Raw genomic sequence first — 23,801 nt, 5'->3', positions numbered from 1 at the left:
CGGTTCGAATCGTGTGGCCACCACACGTGCGGGTCGACGTATGGTGGCCCGTTGTTCAACCAACCTTACTCAGGAACCATCAGAATTCAGGCCGTAGCCGGTTCACGGTTATCGAGGCTGGCGGAAAGGCGGGTTAGCAGCAGCGCGCTAAGCACGATGATGCCGCCAATCCAGGGGGTGTTCATCAGCCCCATGTCGGCCACTACGTGGCCGCCGAGCCAGGCACCGAGGGCAATACCGATGTTGAACGCTGCGATGTTCAGGCCGGAGGCCACATCCACGGAATGCGGGGTGTAGCGTTCAGCCAACTGGACTACGTAGACCTGCAGGCCGGGCACGTTGCCGAAGGCAAAGGCGCCCCAGATCAGCAGGGTGATCACCGCGGCAATCGGGTTGTAGGCGCTGAAGGTGAGCACGAACAGGATGGCTGCCAGACCACCGAAAATGATGTACAGCGCGGAGGTTGGCCCGAGCCGGTCCGCCAGCTTGCCGCCCCAGATGTTGCCGGTCGCCACAGAGACGCCGTACACGAGCAGCAGCAGGCTGACCATGCCGGAAGCGAAGCCGGTCACATCTTCCAGAATCGGTGTCAGATAGGTGAACGCCGTGAAGGTGCCACCGTAGCCAATGGCGGTCATGGCATAGACCAGCAGCAGCCGTGGGTGGGTAATGACCTCAAGCTGTTGACGCAGGGTGGCCGGCTTGGACTGCTTCAGGTTCTTCGGCACCAGGAAGGCGCTTCCGATCAGGGCGATGGCGCCCAGGGCGGCAACGGTGAGGAAGGTGGCGCGCCAGCCGAACGTCTGGCCGATAAAGGTACCCAGGGGAACACCGGTCACCAGGGCAACCGTCAGCCCGGTGAACATGATCGCAATGGCGCTGGCTTCTTTTTCCTTCGGCACCAGGCTGGTGGCAATGGTTGAGCCAATGGAGAAGAACACACCGTGGGCAAGGCCGGTGAGAATGCGGGCGGTAATCAGCGACCCATAGTTGGGCGCCAACCAGGCAAGGATATTACCGACGATGAACAGACTCATCAGCGACAGCAATACCGCCTTGCGATTCCAGCGACCGGTCAGGGCCGTCAGTACCGGTGCGCCAACGGCGACACCCAGGGCGTAGAGGCTGACCAGAAGACCAGCAGACGGCAGGGTAACACCCAGATCCTGGGCAATGGTGGGGACCAATCCGACGATGACAAACTCGGTGGTCCCGATTGCAAAGGCACTCAAGGTGAGTGCGAAGAGAGCAATGGGCATAGCGGGCTCCTTGGCAATGAGCGGAGTTAATTGACGGTAGCTAGTTTGAGTCCGCACACTTTTGCGATAAACAGTGGTTTTTGAAAAATACTTTTGCGGAAAGTGAAAATGAAAAGTCGATCGGACGATCTTCATTTCCTGTTGTCGGTGGTGGATAGCGGCAGCTTCAGTGGAGCGGCGGAACAACTTGAGGTGTCGGTCACTCGGGTGTCGCGGGCAGTCACCCGACTGGAGCAGACCCTGAACACCACCTTGCTGAACCGAACGACCCGGAAAGTGGGCCTGACCGAAGAGGGGCGGCTGTTCGTCGAGAAGGTGCGCAGTGGCCTGGCCGCACTGGAGGAGGCGGAAGAGCAGTTGGCCATCCGCAAACAGCGGCCCGCAGGGCGATTGCGGGTGGATGCCGCGAATCCGTTTCTGTTGCACCAGATCGTGCCACACGTCCGGGAGTTTCGGGCCACTTATCCAGACATTGAGCTGGAATTGACCGCCAGTGATCAGATTGTGGACCTACTCGAGCGCCGGATCGATGTCGCTATCCGCATCGGGTCGCTGGACGACTCCACGCTGCACGCCCGGGCCCTTGGGCGGTCGCCCTTATCGGTCGTGGCTTCACCGGACTATCTGGCACGGCGCGGCCAGTGTAAATCGCCCGCCGAGCTGGGCGACCACGACATTATCGGGTTCACCGCGCCGGAATCCCTCAACGTCTGGCACCTGGGTGAGGGCGTCCGGATCAGGCCGACCCTGCGGGCGAGCAGCGGTGAGGCAGTGCGCCAGCTTTGCCTGCAGGGCAACGGATTGGCTTATCTGTCGAGATTCATGATCGCGAGGGATATCGAGCGAGGGGATCTGGTGGAATTGCTGGATAGCCACCTGACGCGCCCCAATCCCAGGGAGCTGGTCAATGCGGTGTATTACCGGAACACCACCCTATCGGCCCGTATCCAGGTGTTTCTGGATTTCTTCCAGGCACGCTGGAGCCACCTGTAAATTCCCTCAATCCTGTCTGATGAGTGCCCGCGCGGCGGCCAGCATGCAGTCCTGCAGCGGCTCCAAAAAGCTCGGGCTCAGGGTGCTGGCGGTGACGACGTTCATGGTCAGCGAACGTTGTCCGGGCAGTTCATTGAGCTGAACCGGGCGGACCCGGGATGAGGCTACGGAGGATTCCGGTAGCAGCGCCAGCGCCAAGCCCGATTCCACTGCGGAATACAGGTTGGCCATGTCCGAACTGATCAGCACCGGATCGGTCTCTAAACCGGAACGTTTCAGATCCGACACGGCCAGATCCCGCAAAGCGCAATCGCTTTCAAGCAGGGCGACTGGTAACGGTTCGTCTCCGGGTGCCTGGAAACCGGCGGGCCCATACCAATGCAGCGCCTCCGACCACAGACTCTTCTCCGGACTGTACTGGGGTTCGCCGGTGACAATCGCCACGTCCAGCTCGCCGGTGCCCACGAGCTCCCGCAGGCGGCGACTGCGCCCACAGGTGATGCGAGGCACCAGCTCGGGAAAGGTTTTGCGAATGCGCGGAATAAACTGCTGCAGGAAGGTTTGGGCGTAATCCGTCGGTATCCCGAAATGAACCGGGCCTTGCAGTGGTTCCAGGCTGAGGGCACTGAGGGTTTCGTTGTTCAGGCGCAGCAGTCGGTCAATGTAGCCCAGCAAGGTTTTTCCCGGTTCGGTGAGCTTGATGCCCTGGTTGTTACGTTCGAGCAGCCTGTGCCCGAGTTGTTCTTCCAGGCGTTTGATCTGCATGCTGACCGCGGCCTGGGAACGGTAGAGTCGGCCTGACGCCTCCTTGAAACCACCAGCCTCCACGACGACGGAAAAGGTGTTCAACAGCTCCAGGTCCAGGATGGGTTTCATGGGGTGAGCTTCGCCTATGAATTAGAACATTTGATACATGGTATCAGTAATATTCGTTTGATTGAATTATTGGCGCCTTCTATTATTTGCCGCGAATTATCAGCTGTTGCGCGTATTTTGATCAGTTTCCGATGAGGAGGTGGCTCCATGAAACACCACAGTATTCCTGAAACCATGGCCGGCGTTGTCCTGACCGGCCATGGTGATCTCGACAAATTGGAGTATCGGGAGGACCTCACGGTGCCCGAGGCCGGCCCGGGTGAGGTGCTGATCGAAGTCGGCGCCACCGCCATCAACAACACCGACATCAACACCCGGACGGGCTGGTACTCAAAAGGGGTGACCACGGGCACGGACCAGACGGCCGCCGGTGGCTTTGATCGGGCCAACGAGGAGGACGGTAGCTGGTCGGGTAAGCCTCTGGAATTTCCCCGTATCCAGGGCGCCGATGCCTGCGGCCGAATCGTTGCCGTTGGTGACGGCGTAAACCCGAACCGGATCGGTGAGCGTGTCCTGGTCCGTGCGATGCAGCAGGCGCCGGATGATCCGGCCTCCTACAACCTCATTACCTTTGGGTCCGAGTGCAATGGCGGCTACGCCGAGTATGCCGTGGCCCGGGCAAGTGAAGTGTTCGCGGTGAACAGCAGCCTGAGCGACCTGGAACTGGCGTCCTTTCCCTGCGCCTATTCAACCGCCGAGGGCATGCTGGACCGCGCCGATCTGAAGCGGGGTGAACGGATCCTGATTACCGGGGCGTCTGGTGGTGTTGGCTCCGCGGCGGTTCAACTGGCCAAGCGCCGGGGCGCCGAGGTCATTGCCGTGTGTGGTGAAGCCAAGTTCGACGAGGTTCGCGAGCTGGGCGCTGACCAGGTCATAGCCCGAGGCCAGTCGCTCCTCGAAGTCCTGGACAAAGACAGCGTGCAGGTGGTGGCCGATCTGGTGGCCGGACCCCAGTGGCCGGAGTTGCTGGAGGTGCTGAGTCGCGGTGGTCGTTACGTCGCCTCGGGCGCAATTGCCGGCCCCATTGTGGAGCTGGATGTGCGCACGTTGTACCTGAAGGACCTGAGCTTGTTCGGCTCAACCTGGCAACCCAAGCGGGTGTTCGAGAACCTGATTGGCTACATCGAGCGCAACGAAATACAGCCGGTGGTGGCAAAGACCTATCGCTTACCGGATGTGGTGCAAGCCCAGGAAGACTTCATGGCCAAGCGCTTCTCGGGCAAGCTGGCGATCCAGGTCAAGGCTTGATGGCCCGGCATCAGTCATAGTCGAACCGTTCGGACAGGATGCGATGAGAGGGCGTGCCCCTCTCAATCAGCCGGTGTTCGACGATATCCATCATGCTGGCCGGTCCACACATCACAAACAGCCAGTCCTTGATCTGTTGTTCCGAAAACACGCGATCGATCAGCGCGGCATCGATGAGGCCGGATTCGCCGGCCCAGTCGTCCGCGGGCTCCTGCAGGACGTACACGGTGTCCTCGGCATCCAGTTCGTCGCGGAAGGCGATCTGATCGACTATCCGATTCCCGTAGATCACTTTGACCTCGCGGGAATCGCCGGTGTCCCGCATCTGCCTCAGTATCCCCAGCAGCGGCGCGAGGCCGACACCTCCGGCTATGAGTGCGACTCCGGGCTCGGCGCGCCCCTCAATCGACAGGTTGCCGTAGGGCCCATCCAGGTAGGCCAGGGTTCCTGTTGGGATCCGGCCGACGGTCCGCGTGAAGTCCCCGAGCTCCTTGATCATGAACGAGATTTCTGGCCCCGTCGTGGGCGCTGAGCAGATGGAGAGTGGATGTTCGTGCAGCGAGAAGGGGCTGTGGCCTATGTTCAACCAAACGAATTGCCCAGCTTGGTAGCGAAGCCCGGGATGGCCGTCCGGTGTCACGGTCAGTAGCCATTGCCTGGACGTCAGTCGAACAACGTCGGTCACCCGCCAGGGCCGGGCTTTCTGAAGCAGGGGCACCACCAGATAGACCGATATCAGTGAACCGCCGGCCACGGCCGTCATGGCGAACCACACTGCGGTCATCACTGGCTGGGACCCGTATCGGCCCGCAGACACCGTGTGATGCAATAGAAGCACCGCAATCAGTAGCGCGCCGACTCCATGTAAAAGGCGCCAGGTCTCGTATTTGTAATCGAGTTTGGTGCGTCCGATGGCCAGGAATACCAGAGCGCCAAGCAGCAGATAGGCGGCAATGCCTGAGGCCAGTGGGGCAAAATCGGTGGTGACTGTCAGTTCTCGGGTGGGGTCCCAGGGGCGCTGCCCCCCGGAGGGCGTGCCCTGGTATAGCAGCGGGTGGATCAACGCAAAGACCAGGGCGGCGCGCGCCATAACCTGATGCAGCCGCATGGTGGTATCCAGGCCGACGCCTTTTGAAAGCCTCTTGAACCGGCCGGAGAGGAGGAATTCCATCAGGATCATCGAGAAGGCCAGAATGCCGAGGCTAGAGGCCAATTCCTCCTGCCATGGCCGCATCGGCCCACCAAACCACCAGGACAATGCAAGCGGCAATGCGACCGCGATAAGGTAACCGACGATCAGAAAATGCGGTTTCATCCGTGTGGTCTGCTTCGCTGCCCCTGTTCAAACAATTTAGTTACGGCGAACGACTGGGGCAACTTGCTGGATGCGGCAAAACCACCTCTGTGTGTTGCCGTCATCAAGTCCGGGCAAGGCGATGGTGACCGTGAAGTTTGTGAGAGGCTGAAGGCCAAAGTGGAGGGGGACTCGCCGCCGTGTGGGGCATTGGCGGACTAAGATGGATATGAAAAACGCACCGTCCCTGGTGCCAAGACGCAAATGAAACTTCTAACGCTTAACCGTGGCTTTCGGACTTCACTTCGCCGCGGATAACAACCTGTCCGCTGTAGGGAGCCGGCTCTGCAGCTACCTTTTCAGCTTCGTCAGAACGGACTTCGCCGCGAATCACGATTTGGCCGCTGTAAGGTGCGGGCTGAGCGGCTTCGGCGCTCGGTTCATCGGATTTGCGATCTGCCAGAGTCGCGTGGGCAGGAAGAGCCGCTACCGCGATGAGTGAGGCGAGGGTTACCAGTGCAACTTTACGCATAACATCTTCTCCTGAGTTTGAATGAGTCAACGCTTTCATCGAAACCGCCTGGGTGGTCGGCATCTGATGGGGAGAAGTATGGGGCTGGGAAGGCGTCCTGAATAATTCCGAAACAATATGGGATACATCACCTCAAATTATAATAATCCGTTTTTTACTGCCGAAACGTTCACCAAGACGTTTTAAGATTCCATGCTAAAAAATAACAAAAATATATATTTCATGAGGTAAGAGGATATTTCTATAATTTCTCTTAAAATAGAGTCTCAGGGAATGAACCTGAAAAGGGCGGTATAAGTACGTATGCATCACTAGCTGTGATGTTGTGAATACCGTCTCTTGATTAGTCTGCTGCCCCCGTCGTCCGAAAAATAGCCGCCAACTCGATTCACGCAATTGAAGCACTGGAGTTGGCCATGCGTTCCCTTTCACTCGCTCTTGCACTCGGTTTTGCCGCGGCGTCGTCTGCCAGCCTGGCTGGTGAGTCCGCCTCCGCCATTGCACTGTCTACTGATAACGACCTGTTCGCCCCGACCCAGACCGACCGGGACTACACGGCCGGGGTCGCCATCACCTATTCCTCCAACTCCGAGGCGTTTAACAGCAGCCTGGTTTCCCGCGCGGTGGGGGCCATCGACCAGGGCCTGATTGGCGCGTTTGGCCGGCTGCCGGACCAGCCTGAGAACACCTCGGTGGAGTTCGGTGCCTACGGCTTTACTCCCGAGGAGATCGCGGCGCAAGGTATCGACAGGGACGACCGGCCGTACAGCAGCCTGGTGTATCTGTCCACGAGCCGCAGTTATCAGTCAGCCGGTGGCACCTCGGGATGGACCACCTCGCTGACCGTTGGTGCCCTGGGGTTGGACCTGTTCGAGCACGGTCAGAATACGATTCACAAGGCCATCGGCAGTGACAAGGCCGAAGGCTGGGATCACCAGATCTCCGAAGGGGGCGAGCCTACCTTGCGGTACTCCGCGGCCTACCACCAGTACCTGGATGGCAGTGAGCCGGACAGCAAGTTCAAGGTGACCTACTTCGGGAGCGTCGGATACCTCACCGAATTTGGCGCCGCCCTGGTGTTCCGGGGAGGGCTGATTTCGTCGCCGGATAACCGCTTCAACCCGGAATTGATGGCCTACGGTGAGCGGGCGCCCAGCGTCTCCGCGGTCGGCGGTCGGGAGAACTACTTCTGGGGTGGCCTGTCGGTGAAGGCCAGGGCCTACAACGCTTTCCTGCAGGGTCAGTTCCGGGATTCCGATCACGAACTCAGTGCCAATGATCTGAATGTGCTGCTGGCGGAAGTCTGGGCCGGTTACACCCACACCCTCTGGGACAACATGGAGCTGAGCTACGTGTTGCGTGTGCAGAGCTCCGAAATCAAGAACGGTACCGGTGATCGCACCCTGGCCTGGGGCGGACTGGTGCTGAGCAAGCGCTTTGGCAGTCACTGACAACCGGTGTACATCACCCTGGGAAATACCATGTATACCGCTGAACAATTGGTTTTCAGTAAGAGTAGGGCGCATGGTTGGACTCAGGCATTACTGGAAACGGAGAAACGATATGAGCAACATCGTTGAAGTAAACGACAGCAACTTTGATGCGGCCGTTGGTCGTAACGACAAGCCGGTCCTGGTCGATTTCTGGGCACCCTGGTGCGGCCCGTGCAAGACCGTTGGCCCCATGCTTGAGGAAATCGCCGACGAACTGGGCGATGACCTGGTAGTGGCCAAGGTCAACGTGGATGACAGCCCGGAAACGGCGGCTCGCATGGGAATCCGCAGCATTCCGACCCTGGCGCTGTTCCGCGAGGGCGGCGTGGTGGCCCGGCAGACCGGTGCCGGCAGCCTGGGCCAGTTGCGGGCCTTCGTTAAAGGCAACTTGTAACTCACCGGCTCGAATCAACACCCTCCCGCTATGGGAGGGTGTTTTTGTGTGCCGGTTGCGCTGCCCGCCAATGCTGGTCAGACTTATCCGGGCCCGTTGCCATCATTCAGGTACCCCACGATGAAAACCCAGGAGCTGCAACTCCTCTATATTTTCGACGCCATCATGACCGAGCGCTCGGTGACCCGAGCCGCCGAGCGTCTGGCCATGACCCAGCCGGCGGTATCCAACGCAATTTCCCGGATGCGCCAGATCTGGAACGACCCGCTGTTTGTCCGCAAAGGTCGTAACATCGAACCGACGTCTTATGCCTTGAGCCTCTGGGATCAGGTGGGCGGGCCCATGTACGCCCTGACCAACGCGGTGTCAGCCACTCAGTTCGACCCCGCCAATTCCAAACGGAAATTTCGCATCGCCGCCACCGACGTGATCGTTGAGATGGTCTGGCGCCAGTTAATCGAATTGCTGGAGCGGGAGGCGCCCGGTGTCGACCTGCACGCGGTCCCGTACACACCCGAAGGCACCTACGGCGATCTGCGCGAAGCCCACGTGGACCTGGCGGTTGGCGTTCTGAACCAGCACGACCACAGCCTGCGGAGCACCTGGTTGTTTGAGGGTGGCTACGTGCTGGCGATGCGCGAGGGACATCCGCTGGCGGGCAAGCCGATCACCATGGAGGAATTCCTGGAGGCCCGGCATTTGCTGGTGTCCATGTCGGGCGACGCCCATGGTTTCGTGGACAGCTATCTGGACCAGAAGGGACAAAGCCGCCGGATTGCTGCCACCGTCAATCACTTCTCCATCGTGCCGCAGGTGCTGCGGGAGACCAACCTGATTGCGGCAGTGCCGGAGCTCATCAGTCAGGACTGCGGTTTTGTGAACGGGCTCTGGATGGGAGAGCTGCCCTTTGAGGTTGATCCCACCAGCCTGTACCTGATCTGGCACGCCCGCCATGACCGGGATCCCGGCATTATCTGGATTCGGGACCACCTCGAGCGCCTGCTGCGGGATCGCTGGCACGAAATCATGACCACTTCGCCCTGTGGGCGGCACCTGAAAGCGGTCTAACCGGCCAGAGAAGCCGCCGCAATAGATTGTGGCGGCTGGCCATAAAACCGCTTGAACTCCCGGCTGAACTGGCTGGCGCTTTCGTAGCCCACCAGGGACGCCGCCTGGCTTACCTTCACGCCCTGATCCACCAGCAGCTCCCGGGCCCGGGTCAGCCGGATCCGCTTGATGTACTGAATGGGGGACTGGGCGGCCACCTGCCGGAAGTTGCGGTGGAAGGTCGCCGGACTCATGTTGGCAAGAGCGGCCAGCTGTTCGACATCCAGCGGTTCCGAAAAGTGCGCATGGACGTGCTTGAGCACCGGCTCCAGTCGGGAAAGTTGGGTGTTGTGCCGCACCAGATCCACCAGCGAGGCGCCGTTCGGGCCCCGGAGCGCGTGCAGCAACAGTTCCTTTTTCAGGCCCGGCCCGAGGGCCTTGGCCGCCAGCGGGTCATTCAGCGCCTCGGCCAGCCGCACCACGCTGGCGTTGAAGGCGCCAGTGGCCGGCGCCACGTACAAGGTGTGCGCATTCAGCGCGGGAGCGTTGGCACCGCCGGTCTGTCGGCATTCATCAAAAATCCGCACCAGCTCATGCAACGCCGACAGATCCAGGTCCATGACCAGGGAAAGCAGGGGGCCATCGGGTGGTGTGATCGCCTCGCAGTCAGCGGGCGTGGGTAGGGTCAGCACCAGGTAGTTGTCGGGGTTGTACTCATACACCTGGTTGTCGAGAAAAACCCGCTTGGTGCCCTGGGCCATGATAATGATGCCCTGGCTGTAACAGAGCGGCTCTCTGCCGGTGGTTTCGTTGCTTCGGTAGACGCCGACGCCCTCAATCGGTGTTGGGTTGTAGCCCTCGGTCGCGGCAAGTGGGGTCAGCAGTTGGGCGAGTGTGGGCATCGGTCGGTCTCCTGAATGGGTGAAGTCGCCATCTTACCTGCGATGCACTAAAATGCCTAGTCGTGTCGTCAATGATAGAAAAAGGCATGCCAATGATCGAAATGCCCATTCTGATCTAACCTGTCGGCGATACAATCTCTTCACGCTTTGATGAGGAGAGAGGATTATGCAAAATTTCGATTTCTACAACCCAACCCGCATCGTGTTCGGCAAAGACCGTCTGCAGGAACTGGATCAGCTCATTCCCAAGAATGCCCGTGTGCTGGTTCTGTACGGTGGCGGCAGCGTCAAGCGGTTCGGTACCCTCGATAAAGTGCTGGCCGGCCTGGGTGATCGGACGGTGTTCGAGTTTGCCGGCATTGAGCCGAACCCGCGCTACGACACCCTGATGGAAGCGGTGGATCTGGTTCGCCGGGAGAGCATCGATTTCCTGCTGGCTGTTGGCGGTGGCTCGGTGATGGACGGCACCAAGTTCGTGGCCGCGGCTGCGCCGTTTGAGGGCGACGAGGAAAGTCTGCTGGGGCATGGCTTTGCCGGCCTTCCGGTCGAGCAGGCACTGCCACTCGGTACCGTCGCAACCCTGCCGGCGACCGGTTCTGAAATGAACATGGGCGCCGTAGTCTCCCATAAGGGTGGGAAATGGCCGGTGATGAGTCCGCTGCTGTATCCGACGTTCTCATTCCTGGACCCGTCGCTGACCTTCTCCCTGCCCACCAGGCAGGTCGCCAACGGCGTGGTCGACGCCTTTGTGCACGTGGTTGAGCAGTATGTGACTTATCCGGTTAACGCGCAGATTCAGGATCGCACCGCCGAGGGCATTCTCAAGACCCTGATCGAGGTCGGCCCGGTCACGCTGGCTAACCCGGAGGACTATGATGCCCGCGCAAGCCTGGTCTGGGCGGCCACCTCGGCGCTGAACGGCTACATTGGCGTAGGCGTGCCCCAGGATTGGAGTACCCATATGATTGGGCACGAACTGACCGCCATGTTCGGCATCGATCACGGGCAGAGTCTCGCCATTATCCTGCCGTCGGTCTGGAAACTCCGTAAAGAACAGAAGCGGGAAAAACTCCTGCAGTACGCCGAGCGGGTATGGGGCATTGTCGATGGCTCTGAGGACGAGCGCATCGACCAGGCCATCGCCCAGACACGTGCGTTCTTTGAGACCCTGGGCGTACCCACTCGCCTGGATCAATACGGGGTCAAGGAAAACCAGTTGGCGGACATCGTCGAGGCGTTGAAAGCCCACGGCATGACCGAACTCTCGGAGCGGGGCGACATGACGCCTGAGATCAGCCATCGGGTCCTGGTGGACGCCTACAGCGAGTGAGCGATGGATGGCGGGCTGAACCGGCAACCTGCGGTCGGCCCGCAATCCCGTTATACTGATGGGCCCCTGATCCGCGTTGGAGCCCCGATGATTTCCAAGGACGAACTCGAACAGTTTTTTCGGGACGAGTTTCCCCAATCCAGTTTTGAGATTGTGTCCCTCGAGGACCGAGCGACCACCATCCGCAAACCCATTTCCCACGACCATCTTCGCCCCGGTGGCACGGTGTCCGGCCCGGTGCTGATGGAGATGGCGGACGCCGCCCTGTATGTGGCGATTCTGGGCTCCATTGGACTGGTCGCCCTGGCGGTCACCACCAACCTGAACATCAATTTCCTGCGCAAGCCCAGAGCCGACCGGGACATCATCGCCGACTGCCGCCTGATCAAGCTGGGCAAGACCCTCGCCATAGGGGAGGTCTTTTTGTACTCCGATGGCGATGATCAGCCGGTGGCGCACGCGACCGGCACCTATGCCATTCCGCCGGCGGGCCGCTAAATCATGAGCGAACCCCGGTCGAAACTGCAGCTGAAGAGCTATGGCGACCAGGGCCAGAAACACGCCCATGATCACCATCAGTTGGTGCTGCCCTTGGTCGGACGATTGTCGCTGTCGGTAAACAGTCGAGCGGGCGAGGTGAGTGACGGCAGGGCGGCGATCATCGCCGCCGGTCACGATCACGATTTCGAAGCCAGGGATGCCAACCGGTTCGTGGTCGCGGACGTTCCCGCCGCCTTGGCCCCGATGCTGGACCGGTTGCCCTGTTTCGTGCAGCTCGATGCCGGGCTGGAGCATTACGTGCAGTTCCTCCATGCCCAGTTGCAACAGGGCGCGGAAGGCTCCCAGACGCAACACCAGATGTTGCTGCTGCTGATCCAGCTGCTGCAGGAGCGCTTCGGAGACCGATTACGGTTGGACCGTCGGGTGGACGTGGCGAAACGCTTCATCGACGAACATTACCAGCAGAAGATCACCGTCAATCAGCTGGCCACCATCGCGCACCTGAGTGTGCGGCAACTGAACCAGCTGTTCCGGGAGCAGGTGGGCTTGACCCCCCATCATTACCTGACCGAGTTGCGCATGCAGACGGCCTGGCAACTGCTCGAACGGGGTGACCAGTCGATTCAGCACATCGCCGATGCCGTGGGCTACAGCTCGCTGTCAGCCTTCAGTGACCGATTCGCCCAACATTTCGGGCATTCCCCCAGTCATTTCCGCCGACTTTCGAAATAACCGCGCCGGAATCCGAAAGCCCGCGCCGAACCCCCTCGATAATCTGTTGCGTCTTAACCGTTTCATTGCTGAATGAGGGAGACGCACCTATGACCGCGGCATCAGCCACCTGGATTGGCTCAATATCGGTACTTCTCTGGGGCACGCTGGCCCTGCTGACCAAGCTCACCGGCGGCCAGATCCCGGAATTCCAGCTCATGGCCATGACCTTCACCATCGCCTTTGCCCTGATGTGCGTGCGCTGGTTCAAGGCCGGGCACACGGGCATCCGCTTCGCGAAGCAATCCGCCTTTGCCTGGACCATCGGTGTGGTGGGCCTGTTTGGTTATCACTTTGCCTACTTCAAGGCCATGACCCTGGCACCGGCGGTCGAGGTCAGCCTGCTGGCCTATCTCTGGCCGCTGTTCATTGTTCTGTTTTCGGCGCTCTTGCCGGGCGAGTCCTTGCGGGCACAGCACATCGCCGGGGCGGTGGTGGCACTGGTTGGCTGCTGGTTGCTGATCGGTCGGAACAGCAGCGGCTTCAGTGCCCAGAATCTGGACGGCTACTTAGTGGCGTTCGCCTGCGCCTTGATCTGGTCGTCCTATTCGGTGCTCAGCCGCCTGGTCAAGTCCGTGCCCACCGATGCCGTTGGCTGGTTCTGCGGTGTCACCGCGGTATTGGCGTGGATCTGCCACCTCATGTGGGAGCAAACGGTGTGGCCGGACAGCGCAAGCCAGTGGGTTGGGGTGATCGGCCTTGGCCTCGGGCCCGTGGGCGTCGCCTTCTTCACCTGGGATTACGGGGTAAAACACGGGAACATCCAGCTGCTGGGAACGCTGGCCTACTGTGCGCCGTTGATTTCCGTGGTGCTGCTGGTGTTGGCGGGCTTCGGCGAAGCGACCAGCGCGGTGATCATGGCCAGCGTGCTCATCGTGTTCGGGTCCCTCGTGGCGGGTCGCACCAGGGCCCGGGAAGCCAACATCACGGGAGGTGATGTTGCGAATACCGGTTCGTGATTATTTTACCGGGCGCAGGCCGACGATAATCCTCGACTCTGAAGTTCCCACCAAGTTCCGAAAGGGTCGAGTCCATGACTTATCGAATTCTTGCCGTACTCAGCGCGGCCGTGTTTGTTCTTGCCGGCTGCGAAAGCGCAGCTCAGGGCACCGCGAGCCAGGCGCAGCCGCCTTCGGTAGAGGTGGTTGCCGCCGCCAGTGCCCAGGTTCAACCCCAGAAAACCTACACCACGCGCATTGAAGCGCCGGAGAACGTCGAGCTTCGGCCGCGGCTGTCCGGTGTGGTCGATGAAGTGCATTTTGTCGAAGGCCAGCAGGTGCAGAAGGGTGACATTCTGTTCCAGTTGGACGACCGCCACCTGACGGCCCGCGTGGAGCAGCTCAATGCTGAACTGGCACGTGCCCGAGCGGGCCTGTACCAGGCCAAGGCCGAAGCCGAACGTGCCGGACGTCTGCTGCGCAGCAATGCCATCTCGGAAGAACAGGCGGAACTGCGTGAGTCGGTTCGCCGCCAGGCAGCGGCCGAGGTGTCCTCCCTGAACGCCCAGCTCAAGGAAGCGGAACTGCAACTGAGTTACGCCACCATCCGCTCGCCGATTGATGGCGTGATTTCCCGCGCCAACATTACCGCCGGAAACACCGTAACCGCCAACCAGAGCCGCCTGACCACCATTGCCTCGAACCAGGACCGTTACGCCTATTTCGACATGGACGAGGGCACCTGGTATCGCTTTTTCGAGGCCCGGGACAAGGCCCTGGGCGCACCGGTGCGCATTCAGCTGACCGGTGAGCAGGACTTCCCCCATGTCGGCGAGATTGATTTCGTTGATAACAGCATCGACACCGGCACGGGCACACTGCGCCTGCGCGCGGTCCTGGCGGACTCCGGTGAAGCCCTGGTGCCCGGCGCGTTCGCGCGGGTCAAAATCGCGGTGGCGGACACCGAGCAGAAAATCATGGTGCCCGATCGGGCCATCGCCACCGACCTGGACAGCCGTTTTGTCCTGACCGTCAACGACCAGGGCGAGACCCACTATACCCCGGTTGAAATCGGCGAGCGCTTCGGCACCTTCCGGGTGATCGAGCAGGGCCTGTCCGAGGGCGATGTCCTGGTGGCCAATGGCACCGCCAAGGTGGGCCCGGGTATGACCATCGCGCCGGTGATGACATCGGAAGCGCCGTCCGAGGTCGCCTTCACCCTGGAAGAGCAAGCACCCGAAGTCCAGCAGACCGCTGGCGTCGAGTACTGAGGTCTGACTGATGAAATTCCCGCACTTTTTTATAGACCGGCCGATCTTCGCCACCATGCTGTCCCTGATCATCCTGATCGGGGGCGGTATTTCCCTGTTCCAGTTACCCATCAGCGAGTACCCGGAGGTGGTCCCGCCGACCGTCGTGGTAACCGCAAATTACCCGGGCGCCAACCCGAAGGTCATCGCCGAGACGGTCGCCTCGCCCATTGAGGACGAAATCAACGGCGTTGAGAACATGCTGTACATGTCCTCCCAGGCAACCGCGGACGGGCGCATGACGCTCACGGTGACTTTTGCCCTGGGCACCGACCTGGACAAGGCCCAGGTGCAGGTACAGAACCGCGTGGACATCGCCTTGCCCCGGCTCCCCGAGGAAGTCCAGCGCCTGGGGGTGGTAACCGAGAAATCGTCGCCGAACCTCACCATGGTGGTGCACCTGCATTCACCCGATGAAAGCCGGGACATTACCTACCTGGCGAACTACGCCGAGCTGAACGTCAAAGACCAGATCTCCCGTCTTGGCGGTGTGGGTGACGTGCAATTGTTCGGGGGCGGTGAGTTCGCGGTCCGGCTCTGGCTGAAGCCGGATGAACTGGCGGCCCGTAACCTGAACGCGTCGGATGTGGTGAACGCGGTCCGGGCCCAGAATCGCCAGATTGCTGCGGGTAGCCTTGGCGCCCAACCGGCTCCCAATGAGAGCCAGTTCCAGCTGATGCTGAACGTGCGCGGGCGGCTGACGTCCCTGGATGAGTTCCGCGATATCGTGCTGAAGATCGGCGACAACGGCGCCATCACCCGGCTCTCTGACGTGGCCCGTGTGGAGCTGGGGCAGAACACCTACGCGCTTGAGGCGGGCCTGGACGGCAAACCCGCCGTTGCCATGCCGATTTTCCAACGCCCCGGTGCCAACGCCATCGAGCTGTCGGACAGCGTTCGTGAGACCATGGATCGCCTGTCGGGCTCGTTCCCCCAGGGCGTGACCTACGACATCGTTTATGACCCGACCGTGTTTGTTCGGGGCTCCATCGATGCCGTGATCGCCACCCTGCTGGAGGCCATTCTGCTGGTGGTCCTGGTTGTCGTGCTGTTCCTGCAAACCTGGCGCGCGTCCATCATTCCCCTCGTGGCCGTGCCGGTATCCCTGATTGGTACCTTTGCGGTCATGCAGTGGCTGGGCGTGTCGATCAACACGCTGTCCCTGTTTGGCATGGTCCTGGCCATCGGGATCGTGGTGGACGACGCCATTGTGGTCGTTGAGAACGTCGAGCGGAACATTCATCGGGGCCTGTCGCCGCGCGAGGCCACCAAGGTGGCCATGAACGAGGTCACCGGGCCGATCATCGCCATCGCCCTGGTGCTCTGTGCGGTGTTTATCCCGACCGCGTTCATTACCGGTCTGTCCGGTCAGTTCTACAAGCAGTTCGCGTTGACCATCACCATCTCGACCATTATTTCCGCGATCAATTCCCTGACGCTGTCGCCGGCGCTTTCGGCGTTGCTGCTCAAGGGGCGGGACGAAAAGCCGGACCGGCTCTCCCGCGTGCTTGATCGGATCTTCGGCCGTTTCGTGTTCCGGCCGTTCAACCGCTTCTTTGACCGCACCGGCGACGCTTACCAGGTGCTGGTGAAGAAACTGATCCGCTACGGTGCCATTGTCGGGGTCGTTTACCTGGGCCTGACGGTCTTTTCCGGCCACCTGTTCAATCAGGTACCGGGCGGCTTCATTCCGCAGCAGGACAAACAGTACCTGGTTGCGGTTGCCCAGTTGCCGGATGCCGCAAGCCTCGACCGCACCGTGGCGGTGGTGGATGAGATGCAGGAAATTGCCCTGGCAACGGAAGGCGTCACCAACACCGTCGCGTTCCCGGGCCTGTCGATCAACGGCTTCACCAATAGCCCGAACAGCGGCATCGTGTTCCTGCCACTGGACGATTTTGACCAGCGAACCGCGCCGGAACTCAGTGCCGGCGCCATTGCAGGCAAGCTGAATGCGGCCTTTGCCGGCATTGATGAGGGGTTTGTTGCCGTGTTCCCGCCACCACCGATTCTGGGGTTGGGCACCACCGGCGGCTTCAAGCTTCAAATCGAGGACCGCAGCAGCAAGGGGTTCGAGGCCCTGTTCGATACCCTGCAGACCACCCTGAATGAAGCGCGCAAGCATCCGGCGCTGACCGGGCTTTACTCCAGCTTCCGGGTCCAGGTGCCGCAGTTCGATCTGGATATCGATCGCGAGCGGGCCATGTTGCTCGGACTGCCGCTGGAATCGGTATTCGACACGCTGCAGGTCTACCTGGGGTCGCTCTACGTCAATGACGTGAACCTGTTCGGCAGCACCTACCAGGTCATCGCCCAGGCCGAGGCCGACAAACGTCTGGATCCGGAGCACATCCTGAACCTGAAGGTTCGCAATCAGCAGGGCCAGATGATCCCGCTCTCGGCGATCATGGATGTGCACTCGACCATCGGTCCGGACCGGGTCATGCGGTATAACGGGTATCCGACGGCGGAGCTGAACGGTTCGCCGGCGCCCGGTTTCAGTTCCGACCAGGCCCAGGCTGCCATCGAAGAGGTGCTGGCGCAGACGTTGCCAGAGGGCATGGCGTTCGAATGGACCGAGGTGACCTACCAGCAGGAACTGGCCGGCAACACCATGGTTTATGTGTTCCCGCTGGTGATCCTGTTGGTGTTCATCGTCCTGGCTGCCCAATACGAGAGCCTGCGGCTGCCGTTCGCCATCATTCTCATCGTGCCCATGACCTTGTTGTCGGCACTCGCAGGCGTGTGGCTGTCCTCCGGGGACAACAACATCTTCACCCAAATCGGGCTGATCGTGCTGGTGGCCCTGGCGAGTAAGAATGCGATTCTGATGGTGGAGTTCGCCCGGGATCTGAACCTGAGAGGGCTGAGCCATTATCAGGCCATCATAGAAGCGTGTCGCTTGCGACTGCGCCCCATCCTGATGACCTCCATTGCCTTTACCGCTGGCGTCGTACCGCTGGTGCTGGCCAGTGGGGCCGGGGCGGAGATGCGTCAGGCGATGGGCGTTGCGGTGTTCTCGGGCATGATCGGTGTCACCGTGTTCGGCCTGCTGTTTACGCCAGTGTTCTACGCGGTCATTCAGCGCGCCAAAGTCGACGAGACGGCGTCAGCACCGACACCGACCCAGACACAGGCATTACCCGACCAGACCAGGGAGACCGACCATGCGTAAGACGGCAACGAGTGTGATCTTGGGTACGGTGCTGCTGACCGGCTGCGCCGCCACCCCGGACTATCAGCCCCGAGAGGATGCCAACGAGCGCTACCTCGACAGCCTTGAGTTCGGTGTCCAGACTGCAGACTCCACCGCGGTGGAGTGGTGGAGGAGTTATCAGGACGACCAACTCAATCGTCTGGTCGAGGTTGCCCAGAAAGCCAACCTGGATGTACTGGCCACCCGACAGCGGGTGCGCCAGGCCCTCGCGGACCTGGGGGCGGATGAGAACCGGCTGCTGCCGCAGGGCGGTGTAACCGGTGAATACGAAGCGATTGATCGCAATGGCGTTCAGGAGTCTTCCTCTGTGGGTCTCGCAGCGTCCTGGGAAGTGGACCTGTTTGGCCGGCTGAAGGCCCTGGTCGATGCTGGCGAAGCCAATCTCGAGGTTGCCCTGAACAACCAGCGGGCGGTGCTGAAAGAGGTCACCGTGGGCGTGGTGCGAGCCTATCTGGAATGGGAAGCCGCGCGCCAGCGGGTCCAGCTGATCAAGGCGGACATCCGGGCGCTGGAAGACACCCGGGAAGTCATGGCCCTGCGCGTGCAGGAGGGGATTTCGCCGAACCTGGACCTCGCTCGAGCGGACACGCTGCTGGAGCAGCAGCGCGCCAAGCTCCCGGACGCACGTGCCCAGCTCTACCGGGCCAAAGCCGTGCTGTCCGTGCTGGTCAACGAGGACCCTGAGGCGCTGGTCCTGAATCCTGCATCGAGTGTGTTGACCGCATCGATTGGGGTGCCGGAGGCCGAGCGGGCCAACGAGGCCATGCAGCTGCGTGCGGATATCGGCGGTGCGCTTGCAGCGCTGGCCCGGGATGTGGCGGTTGGTAACGCCCTTCGGGCCGAACTCTATCCGCAGTTTTCCGTTGAGGGATTCCTGGGCCTGACCAACGTGGCGGAACTGTCCGATGGCTTCGAGGGTACCGGCACCATTGCCCCTCGCATTTCCTGGTCGCTGTTGAGTTATCCGGTTATTCTGCAGCGGGTCGAAAGCCAGAATGCGGTGTCGGAAGAAAGCTACATCCGCTACCGCCAAACCATCATTGAGGCGGTTGCCAGTGCGCGGGTTGCAGTCTTTGCTTATGGACGGGCTTTTGAAGCCGATCGGGCAACGGGCAGGGCGTTTGAGGCCGCCAACGAATCGTTCACGATTGCCACAACCATGCATCGCGAGGGAGCAATCGGCTACCTGGATTTGCTCGATGCCAACCGAACCTTCATTTCCGCCCAGCAGGACCGGCTATCCGCTAGACTGTCCTACGCGGCAGCCCAGCTAGGGGTGATTGAGGAGTTCAGCGGGGTATGGTCGGCGGAGGCCCATCGCCGGATGTTGCAGGACACAATCGGGGAATCCTAGCGGCCAATTTTTGGAAAAGGCAAACAGAAAAGGGGAAGCCGTGCTTCCCCTTTTTAATTGGCCTTACGCCTCTGCCAATTCGTGCAGGGCCGGGTAATCAATATAACCCTCGGGACCCTGGGTGTAGAAGGTTGAAGGGTCTGCTTCATTAAGCTCGGCCCCAAGCTTCAGGCGCTCCGGAAGGTCCGGGTTGGCAATGAAGGGCACGCCAAAGGCAACGGCGTCGGCCAGTCCGGATTCGATGGCCTTTTCGGCCTCTTCACCGGTGTAGCCCATGTTCAGGATCAGCTTGCCGTTGTAGTGCTCACGAACCGGGGTGATAACGTCCGCCTGCTGTTCGCCGAAGAAGTCGCTGCGCATCAGATGAACAAAGGCCAGGCCATACTCGTTCAGGCGCTTGGCGAGCCAGGTAATCAGTCCGACCGGGTCGCTGTCCTTCATGCTCTGGAAACTGTTCAGGGGGCTCAAGCGAACGCCGACGTTCTCGGAACCGAACACGTCGGATACGGCTTCAATCACCTCCAGCAGCAGTCGGGCGCGGTTCTCAATCGGGCCACCGTAAGGGCCTTCTCGATGGTTGGAACCATCGCGCAGGAACTGGTCCAGCAGGTAGCCGTTGGCGCCATGAACCTCAACACCGTCAAAACCGGCGCGTTTGGCATTCTCGGCGGCCTTGCGGAAACCTTCGATGATGGCCGGAATTTCGCTATCGGCCAGTGCGCGGGGAACCGTGTAGGGCTTCTTGCCTTCCGGTGTGTGCACGTCATCGCTGGTGATGGCAATGGCGCTCGGCGCTACCGGATCCTTGCCGTCGTTGAGTACCGGGTGGCTGGCGCGGCCACCATGCCAGAGCTGCAGGTAAATCTTGCCACCTTTGGCATGCACCGCCTCAGTGACTTTCTTCCAGCCCTCAACCTGCGCCTCGGAATAGATACCAGGCTCGCGCCAGAAGGCCGAGTTGCCCTCGATGACCATGGTTGCTTCGGCAATGATCAGACCGGCGGACGCTCGTTGGGCGTAATACTCAACCATCAGGTCGGTAGGAACATGGTTAGCATCGGCACGGGTGCGGGTGAGGGGCGCCATGAACACTCGGTTTTTGAGCTCGGCACTGCCCATTTTTAGCGGTTTAAACAGCTCGGTCATCGTGTCCTCATTCTTTATGAAATGGATTAGAAGAAATAATTAACCCTTTAAAATACCGACGATTAGCACAGAAATTGAAACCGTCCGTCTCATCGGTTTAGCTTCGAATTGTCGCCACTAGCCCAGCCTGCGAATAATTGCTGCGCGATATATCGACTATCAACAGGAATGATGTGAGCCCCGACTTGGTTGGATTTGCACATCACCTACGGTGATGACTGACATACGTCAAAGGAATTATTCAGCTCCGCGCTAACTCCCAATAATTGCCCTCCAACAGCCTCGGGTGAGGCCAAGAACAACCGTTGTGGGAGGGTGACTGGTGAATGAGGGCAACTGCACATCTATTGGTGGTGTCAATCTTAAACCCTGTCTGTCGGAACGTGTTCCGGGTCAGAAGTGGTACAAACCGATCATTTGCATCAACCGGGATGAGGGGGGCGAACGACGGGTTTATAAAACCTACCGCTACGAACAGGGCCCGCTGGGTCAGTATTTCCGGCTGCTGACCTCCCACGAGCATCGAATGCTGCAGCGAGTCCAGGGCTTGGCGTTTACGCCCCAGGGCGTTGAGCGCGATGCGCGATCTGCCAACACGCTCAGTTACGACTATGTGGACGGTGCGCCCATCAAGAAGCGATTCCAGAATGGCGCCATCCCCGAGCGGTTCTTTTTCCGGCTCTATCAGGCGGTCAGTGAATTGCACGAGCGTGGGGTTGCCCATCTGGATGTTGGTAACTCCGGAAACATCCTGATCTCGCCCGAGGGCAACCCGGTGTTGATTGACTTCGGCTCCGCCATGCCGCTCAACCGCCTGCCGGTCATTACCCGGGCGTGGGCCAGAAAGAAGGACCTGCTCGGAGTACTCAAGCTATGGCATCGGTTCGATGGGGCTTCCATGCCGGATCATCTGCAAGACTATTACCAGCGGCATTACCGCAAGAACATCTACACCCCCAAGCGCTTCTTCAAGGCCTTCAAGCGTTACTGGGTGAGTGATGGCGAGGAGATGAACGGAATTGCCGCGATGACCGGCGTGTTCCTCGGGCTGCTATTCCTGGTGACCGTCGTCTAGAGGTGCAAACAGCAGACAGTCGACAACGCCCCTAGGCCCGGACGGCACCAGGGGCGTTTTTTATTAGCGACGGTAGCTGATTAACGGTGGTGTGACGGCGGCTTGCTGTCACGCCGTGTGCGGGGCACAAAAAAGGCGGTCACTTGGACCGCCTCGGCTGCAGCGTCTTGGCTCAGCTTTCGCTTTTGATCACCAGCGTTTCGGCGAACGGGTTGTTGCCGCGCTCGATGTCTTCGTGGCTCACGCCTTCAGCCTGGGCCAGGGCAGAGAAAGAAACCAGGGATACAACGAAAAGGAATTTGCTAAGTGCTTTCATGGGATATTCCACCTGTAAAATCGAATGTTTGAAACGAACTCGCCTCATTGGCTTGGTGAAATTCTCTCCCGTTCCTGCGCCCAGAAAAAATTCCTAAGCGATATACCTCACATCAGATTTCGTGATGACTGGTGCCGATTCTCAGCACGCCATTTCAGGACTCCGGGAACCGGGTCCAGCCGTCGAGCCAGCTGTTGGCGGAGACCGGGCTGACCGCACCGACGAAATCGGCGGACTCGTCAAAGAATTCGCTCTGGGGCGGTCGGGTTGCGTTCATCTGACGCAGCTGCACCCGGGGCATGAATTTCGGGTTGACCAGATCCCTGGCCTGGGGGAAGAGCGCGGACTCTACCCGGAAGGTGTTGCCATTGGCAGGCGCTTCCATCCAGTCGTTTTCATTGAAGCCGAAGTCGTCGTCGCCATCGCCGCTCTCCTGACCGACCCGGCCCAGATGCCCCAGATTGGCCAACAGATTGTTGCCGAAGGTCAGCAGCCCGCGATTGGTCAGCGACAACGCGTTGTCCCGCAGGTCCATGGCTTCAATGGCGTAGCTGTCGATCAGCATGTTGTGGAAGTGGCCCCCGGAGCCCTCCCGCAGCACCATCCCTCGGTGTTCTTTTTGGCTGTTGCCGCCGCCCACCAGGGTGACGTTGTAGAAGGTGGGTTCCGAGCGGGGCTGTGCCTCGTGGTCGTTGCCGTTGTTGTCGCCTTCAAAGGCGTTGTCGCCGGCGTCCGGGTGCTGCTGGATCACCGCGAACTGGACCCGGCCGGTCCAGCCCCAGTCCCAGTCGATGCTGTCATCGCCGGCGCCTGACACCACGATGTTTTTCAGATCGACGTTGCCGCCAAACATCTCAATGCCGTCGTCCAGAGAGCGGTGGACCTGGACATTGCGGATGATGGTGTTGCTGCCGCAACCGCCCAGCGTCAGGCCATTCAGTTCGTTGTCCTTGTAGACTTCAAAGCCGGCAAACTCGATGCGGGTGAATTCCACCACGCCGCAGGAGTTCTCGGTATCGGTGCCCCCGAAAAAGCCCCGGGTCTCGCCGTCCGGCAGGCCCTCGATGGAGGCATTGGGTTCGTTCACTGGCGCATCGCCGAGCAGTACCACGCCGCCCCAGTCGCCTCGGGCGCGCTTGCCCTCGGGTTGGGCGCTGGTGAAGACCACGGGGTTATCGGCCTTGCCCCGGGCGTAAAGTCGGGAGCTGGGGGTGACCACAAGCGCCGAGCCGTGCTCGCCCTCAATGGTCACGCCGGGTTCGATATTCAGGTTGGAGTTCTCGACGTACACGGTTTTTTCGAGAATGTAGCGCTTGCCGGTTTCCCAGGTCGTGTCGACGGTAATATCGGAGTTGATTCGCACGGCCCGGTTCTCGAAGGCGGTAAAGCCGACGGCAACGGAGCTGATGGCCAGTATCGGTACCAGAACCAGGGCGTTGCGCTTGAGCCAGCCTTTGCGTTCCGGGGTGTCGGTGTCCTCGAACCGGTCAGCGCTCTCTTTCACCATCAACGGCCGGCCGTCGTCGTTGGCCTGTATTTCGCGGGCCAGGGCCTTGAGCTCGGCGGTGCCGGCGCTTTCCACGCGCCGGAGCACGTCCGACCGGTAACCGGGTTCACGCAGCAGGGTATTGAGGTGAACGAACTCAACGCCGGGGCAGGCGCCTTTGTCGATGCGCCGCTTCAGGCGCCAGAGTTTTTCAACTAGCAGGGAAGAATCACCAGACATCGGGTACTACTCTCCAGATGGAATGTAGCAGCGATGTTAGAAGCCTTACGTGAACATCTCGTGAAACCGTATTGAATGT

The 23,801-nt window shown here is 60.5% G+C and carries 21 protein-coding genes; 13 read left to right on the top strand and 8 right to left on the bottom strand.

The window, feature by feature from the left end; translation table 11 throughout:
- Window positions 1–86: 86 nt before the first annotated feature.
- Window positions 87–1,259 (bottom strand): MFS transporter, encoded by a 1,173-nt coding sequence (locus U5822_RS15675; RefSeq protein ID WP_322856546.1) that lies wholly within the window; start codon window positions 1,257–1,259, stop codon window positions 87–89.
- A 108-nt stretch (window positions 1,260–1,367) separates the two neighbouring features.
- Here U5822_RS15675 and U5822_RS15670 point away from each other — a divergent pair, with 108 nt between their 5' ends.
- Window positions 1,368–2,252: a LysR family transcriptional regulator gene (locus tag U5822_RS15670; RefSeq protein WP_322856545.1), complete on the top strand. Its 885-nt coding sequence runs from the start codon at window positions 1,368–1,370 to the stop codon at window positions 2,250–2,252.
- Window positions 2,253–2,258: 6 nt separating this feature from the next.
- Here U5822_RS15670 and U5822_RS15665 read toward each other — a convergent pair whose 3' ends face one another.
- Window positions 2,259–3,128, bottom strand: coding sequence for a LysR family transcriptional regulator (locus tag U5822_RS15665; RefSeq protein WP_322856544.1), 870 nt, complete (start codon window positions 3,126–3,128; stop codon window positions 2,259–2,261).
- A 147-nt stretch (window positions 3,129–3,275) separates the two neighbouring features.
- On the opposite strand from U5822_RS15665, the gene U5822_RS15660 reads away from it, so the two are divergent.
- Complete coding sequence (locus U5822_RS15660; protein ID WP_322856543.1) at window positions 3,276–4,376, top strand: alcohol dehydrogenase family protein; 1,101 nt, start codon at window positions 3,276–3,278, stop codon at window positions 4,374–4,376.
- A gap of 10 nt (window positions 4,377–4,386) precedes the next feature.
- Here the strand turns inward: U5822_RS15660 and U5822_RS15655 are convergent, their stop codons facing one another.
- On the bottom strand, window positions 4,387–5,691 hold the full coding sequence (locus tag U5822_RS15655) for a ferredoxin reductase family protein (RefSeq protein WP_322856542.1): 1,305 nt from the start codon (window positions 5,689–5,691) through the stop codon (window positions 4,387–4,389).
- 259 nt (window positions 5,692–5,950) lie between these two features.
- A complete protein-coding gene (locus U5822_RS15650; RefSeq protein ID WP_322856541.1) occupies window positions 5,951–6,202 on the bottom strand; it encodes a hypothetical protein in 252 nt (83 codons plus the stop codon).
- A gap of 416 nt (window positions 6,203–6,618) precedes the next feature.
- Here U5822_RS15650 and U5822_RS15645 point away from each other — a divergent pair, with 416 nt between their 5' ends.
- The 3 genes from U5822_RS15645 (at window position 6,619) to U5822_RS15635 (ending at window position 9,157) form a co-directional block, all read left to right on the top strand.
- Window positions 6,619–7,653: a lipid A deacylase LpxR family protein gene (locus tag U5822_RS15645; RefSeq protein ID WP_322856540.1), complete on the top strand. Its 1,035-nt coding sequence runs from the start codon at window positions 6,619–6,621 to the stop codon at window positions 7,651–7,653.
- 112 nt (window positions 7,654–7,765) lie between these two features.
- A complete protein-coding gene (gene trxA, locus U5822_RS15640; RefSeq protein ID WP_322856539.1) occupies window positions 7,766–8,089 on the top strand; it encodes a thioredoxin in 324 nt (107 codons plus the stop codon).
- Window positions 8,090–8,209: 120 nt separating this feature from the next.
- Window positions 8,210–9,157 (top strand): LysR family transcriptional regulator, encoded by a 948-nt coding sequence (locus U5822_RS15635; protein WP_322856538.1) that lies wholly within the window; start codon window positions 8,210–8,212, stop codon window positions 9,155–9,157.
- Here the strand turns inward: U5822_RS15635 and U5822_RS15630 are convergent.
- Window positions 9,154–10,038, bottom strand: coding sequence for an AraC family transcriptional regulator (locus tag U5822_RS15630; protein WP_322856537.1), 885 nt, complete (start codon window positions 10,036–10,038; stop codon window positions 9,154–9,156). The genes U5822_RS15635 and U5822_RS15630 overlap by 4 nt on opposite strands.
- 166 nt (window positions 10,039–10,204) lie before the next feature.
- Between U5822_RS15630 and U5822_RS15625 the strand changes: the two genes are divergently transcribed.
- The 7 genes from U5822_RS15625 (at window position 10,205) to U5822_RS15595 (ending at window position 19,459) form a co-directional block, all read left to right on the top strand.
- On the top strand, window positions 10,205–11,368 hold the full coding sequence (locus U5822_RS15625; protein WP_322856536.1) for an iron-containing alcohol dehydrogenase: 1,164 nt from the start codon (window positions 10,205–10,207) through the stop codon (window positions 11,366–11,368).
- Window positions 11,369–11,455: 87 nt separating this feature from the next.
- Entirely contained in the window at window positions 11,456–11,866 is a 411-nt protein-coding gene (locus U5822_RS15620) for a PaaI family thioesterase (RefSeq protein ID WP_322856535.1), read from the top strand.
- A gap of 3 nt (window positions 11,867–11,869) precedes the next feature.
- On the top strand, window positions 11,870–12,601 hold the full coding sequence (locus U5822_RS15615) for an AraC family transcriptional regulator (protein ID WP_322856534.1): 732 nt from the start codon (window positions 11,870–11,872) through the stop codon (window positions 12,599–12,601).
- 89 nt (window positions 12,602–12,690) lie between these two features.
- Window positions 12,691–13,599 carry an aromatic amino acid exporter YddG gene (gene yddG / locus U5822_RS15610; RefSeq protein WP_322856533.1) on the top strand — a complete coding sequence of 303 codons (909 nt, stop codon included), beginning with the start codon at window positions 12,691–12,693 and terminating at the stop codon, window positions 13,597–13,599.
- A gap of 74 nt (window positions 13,600–13,673) precedes the next feature.
- Window positions 13,674–14,849 carry an efflux RND transporter periplasmic adaptor subunit gene (locus U5822_RS15605; protein ID WP_322856532.1) on the top strand — a complete coding sequence of 392 codons (1,176 nt, stop codon included), beginning with the start codon at window positions 13,674–13,676 and terminating at the stop codon, window positions 14,847–14,849.
- A 10-nt stretch (window positions 14,850–14,859) separates the two neighbouring features.
- Complete coding sequence (locus U5822_RS15600; RefSeq protein WP_322856531.1) at window positions 14,860–18,063, top strand: efflux RND transporter permease subunit; 3,204 nt, start codon at window positions 14,860–14,862, stop codon at window positions 18,061–18,063.
- Complete coding sequence (locus tag U5822_RS15595) at window positions 18,056–19,459, top strand: TolC family protein (RefSeq protein WP_322856530.1); 1,404 nt, start codon at window positions 18,056–18,058, stop codon at window positions 19,457–19,459. Before U5822_RS15600 ends, U5822_RS15595 begins: the two co-directional genes overlap by 8 nt.
- Before the next feature lie 63 nt (window positions 19,460–19,522).
- Here U5822_RS15595 and U5822_RS15590 read toward each other — a convergent pair whose 3' ends face one another.
- A complete protein-coding gene (locus U5822_RS15590) occupies window positions 19,523–20,605 on the bottom strand; it encodes an alkene reductase (protein ID WP_322856529.1) in 1,083 nt (360 codons plus the stop codon).
- Between the two features lie 322 nt (window positions 20,606–20,927).
- On the opposite strand from U5822_RS15590, the gene U5822_RS15585 reads away from it, so the two are divergent.
- Complete coding sequence (locus U5822_RS15585) at window positions 20,928–21,680, top strand: serine/threonine-protein kinase (protein ID WP_322856528.1); 753 nt, start codon at window positions 20,928–20,930, stop codon at window positions 21,678–21,680.
- 172 nt (window positions 21,681–21,852) lie between these two features.
- Here U5822_RS15585 and U5822_RS15580 read toward each other — a convergent pair whose 3' ends face one another.
- On the bottom strand, window positions 21,853–21,996 hold the full coding sequence (locus tag U5822_RS15580) for a hypothetical protein (protein ID WP_322856527.1): 144 nt from the start codon (window positions 21,994–21,996) through the stop codon (window positions 21,853–21,855).
- Window positions 21,997–22,150: 154 nt separating this feature from the next.
- Window positions 22,151–23,722, bottom strand: a complete 1,572-nt coding sequence (locus tag U5822_RS15575) for a hypothetical protein (protein ID WP_322856526.1) — start codon at window positions 23,720–23,722, stop codon at window positions 22,151–22,153.
- Window positions 23,723–23,801: the final 79 nt, after the last annotated feature.

The sequence above is a fragment of the Marinobacter qingdaonensis genome, from assembly GCF_034555935.1.
In the GTDB taxonomy this organism is placed as follows: Bacteria; Pseudomonadota; Gammaproteobacteria; order Pseudomonadales; family Oleiphilaceae; genus Marinobacter; species Marinobacter qingdaonensis.
This window is presented reverse-complemented; position numbering and strand designations above follow the sequence as displayed.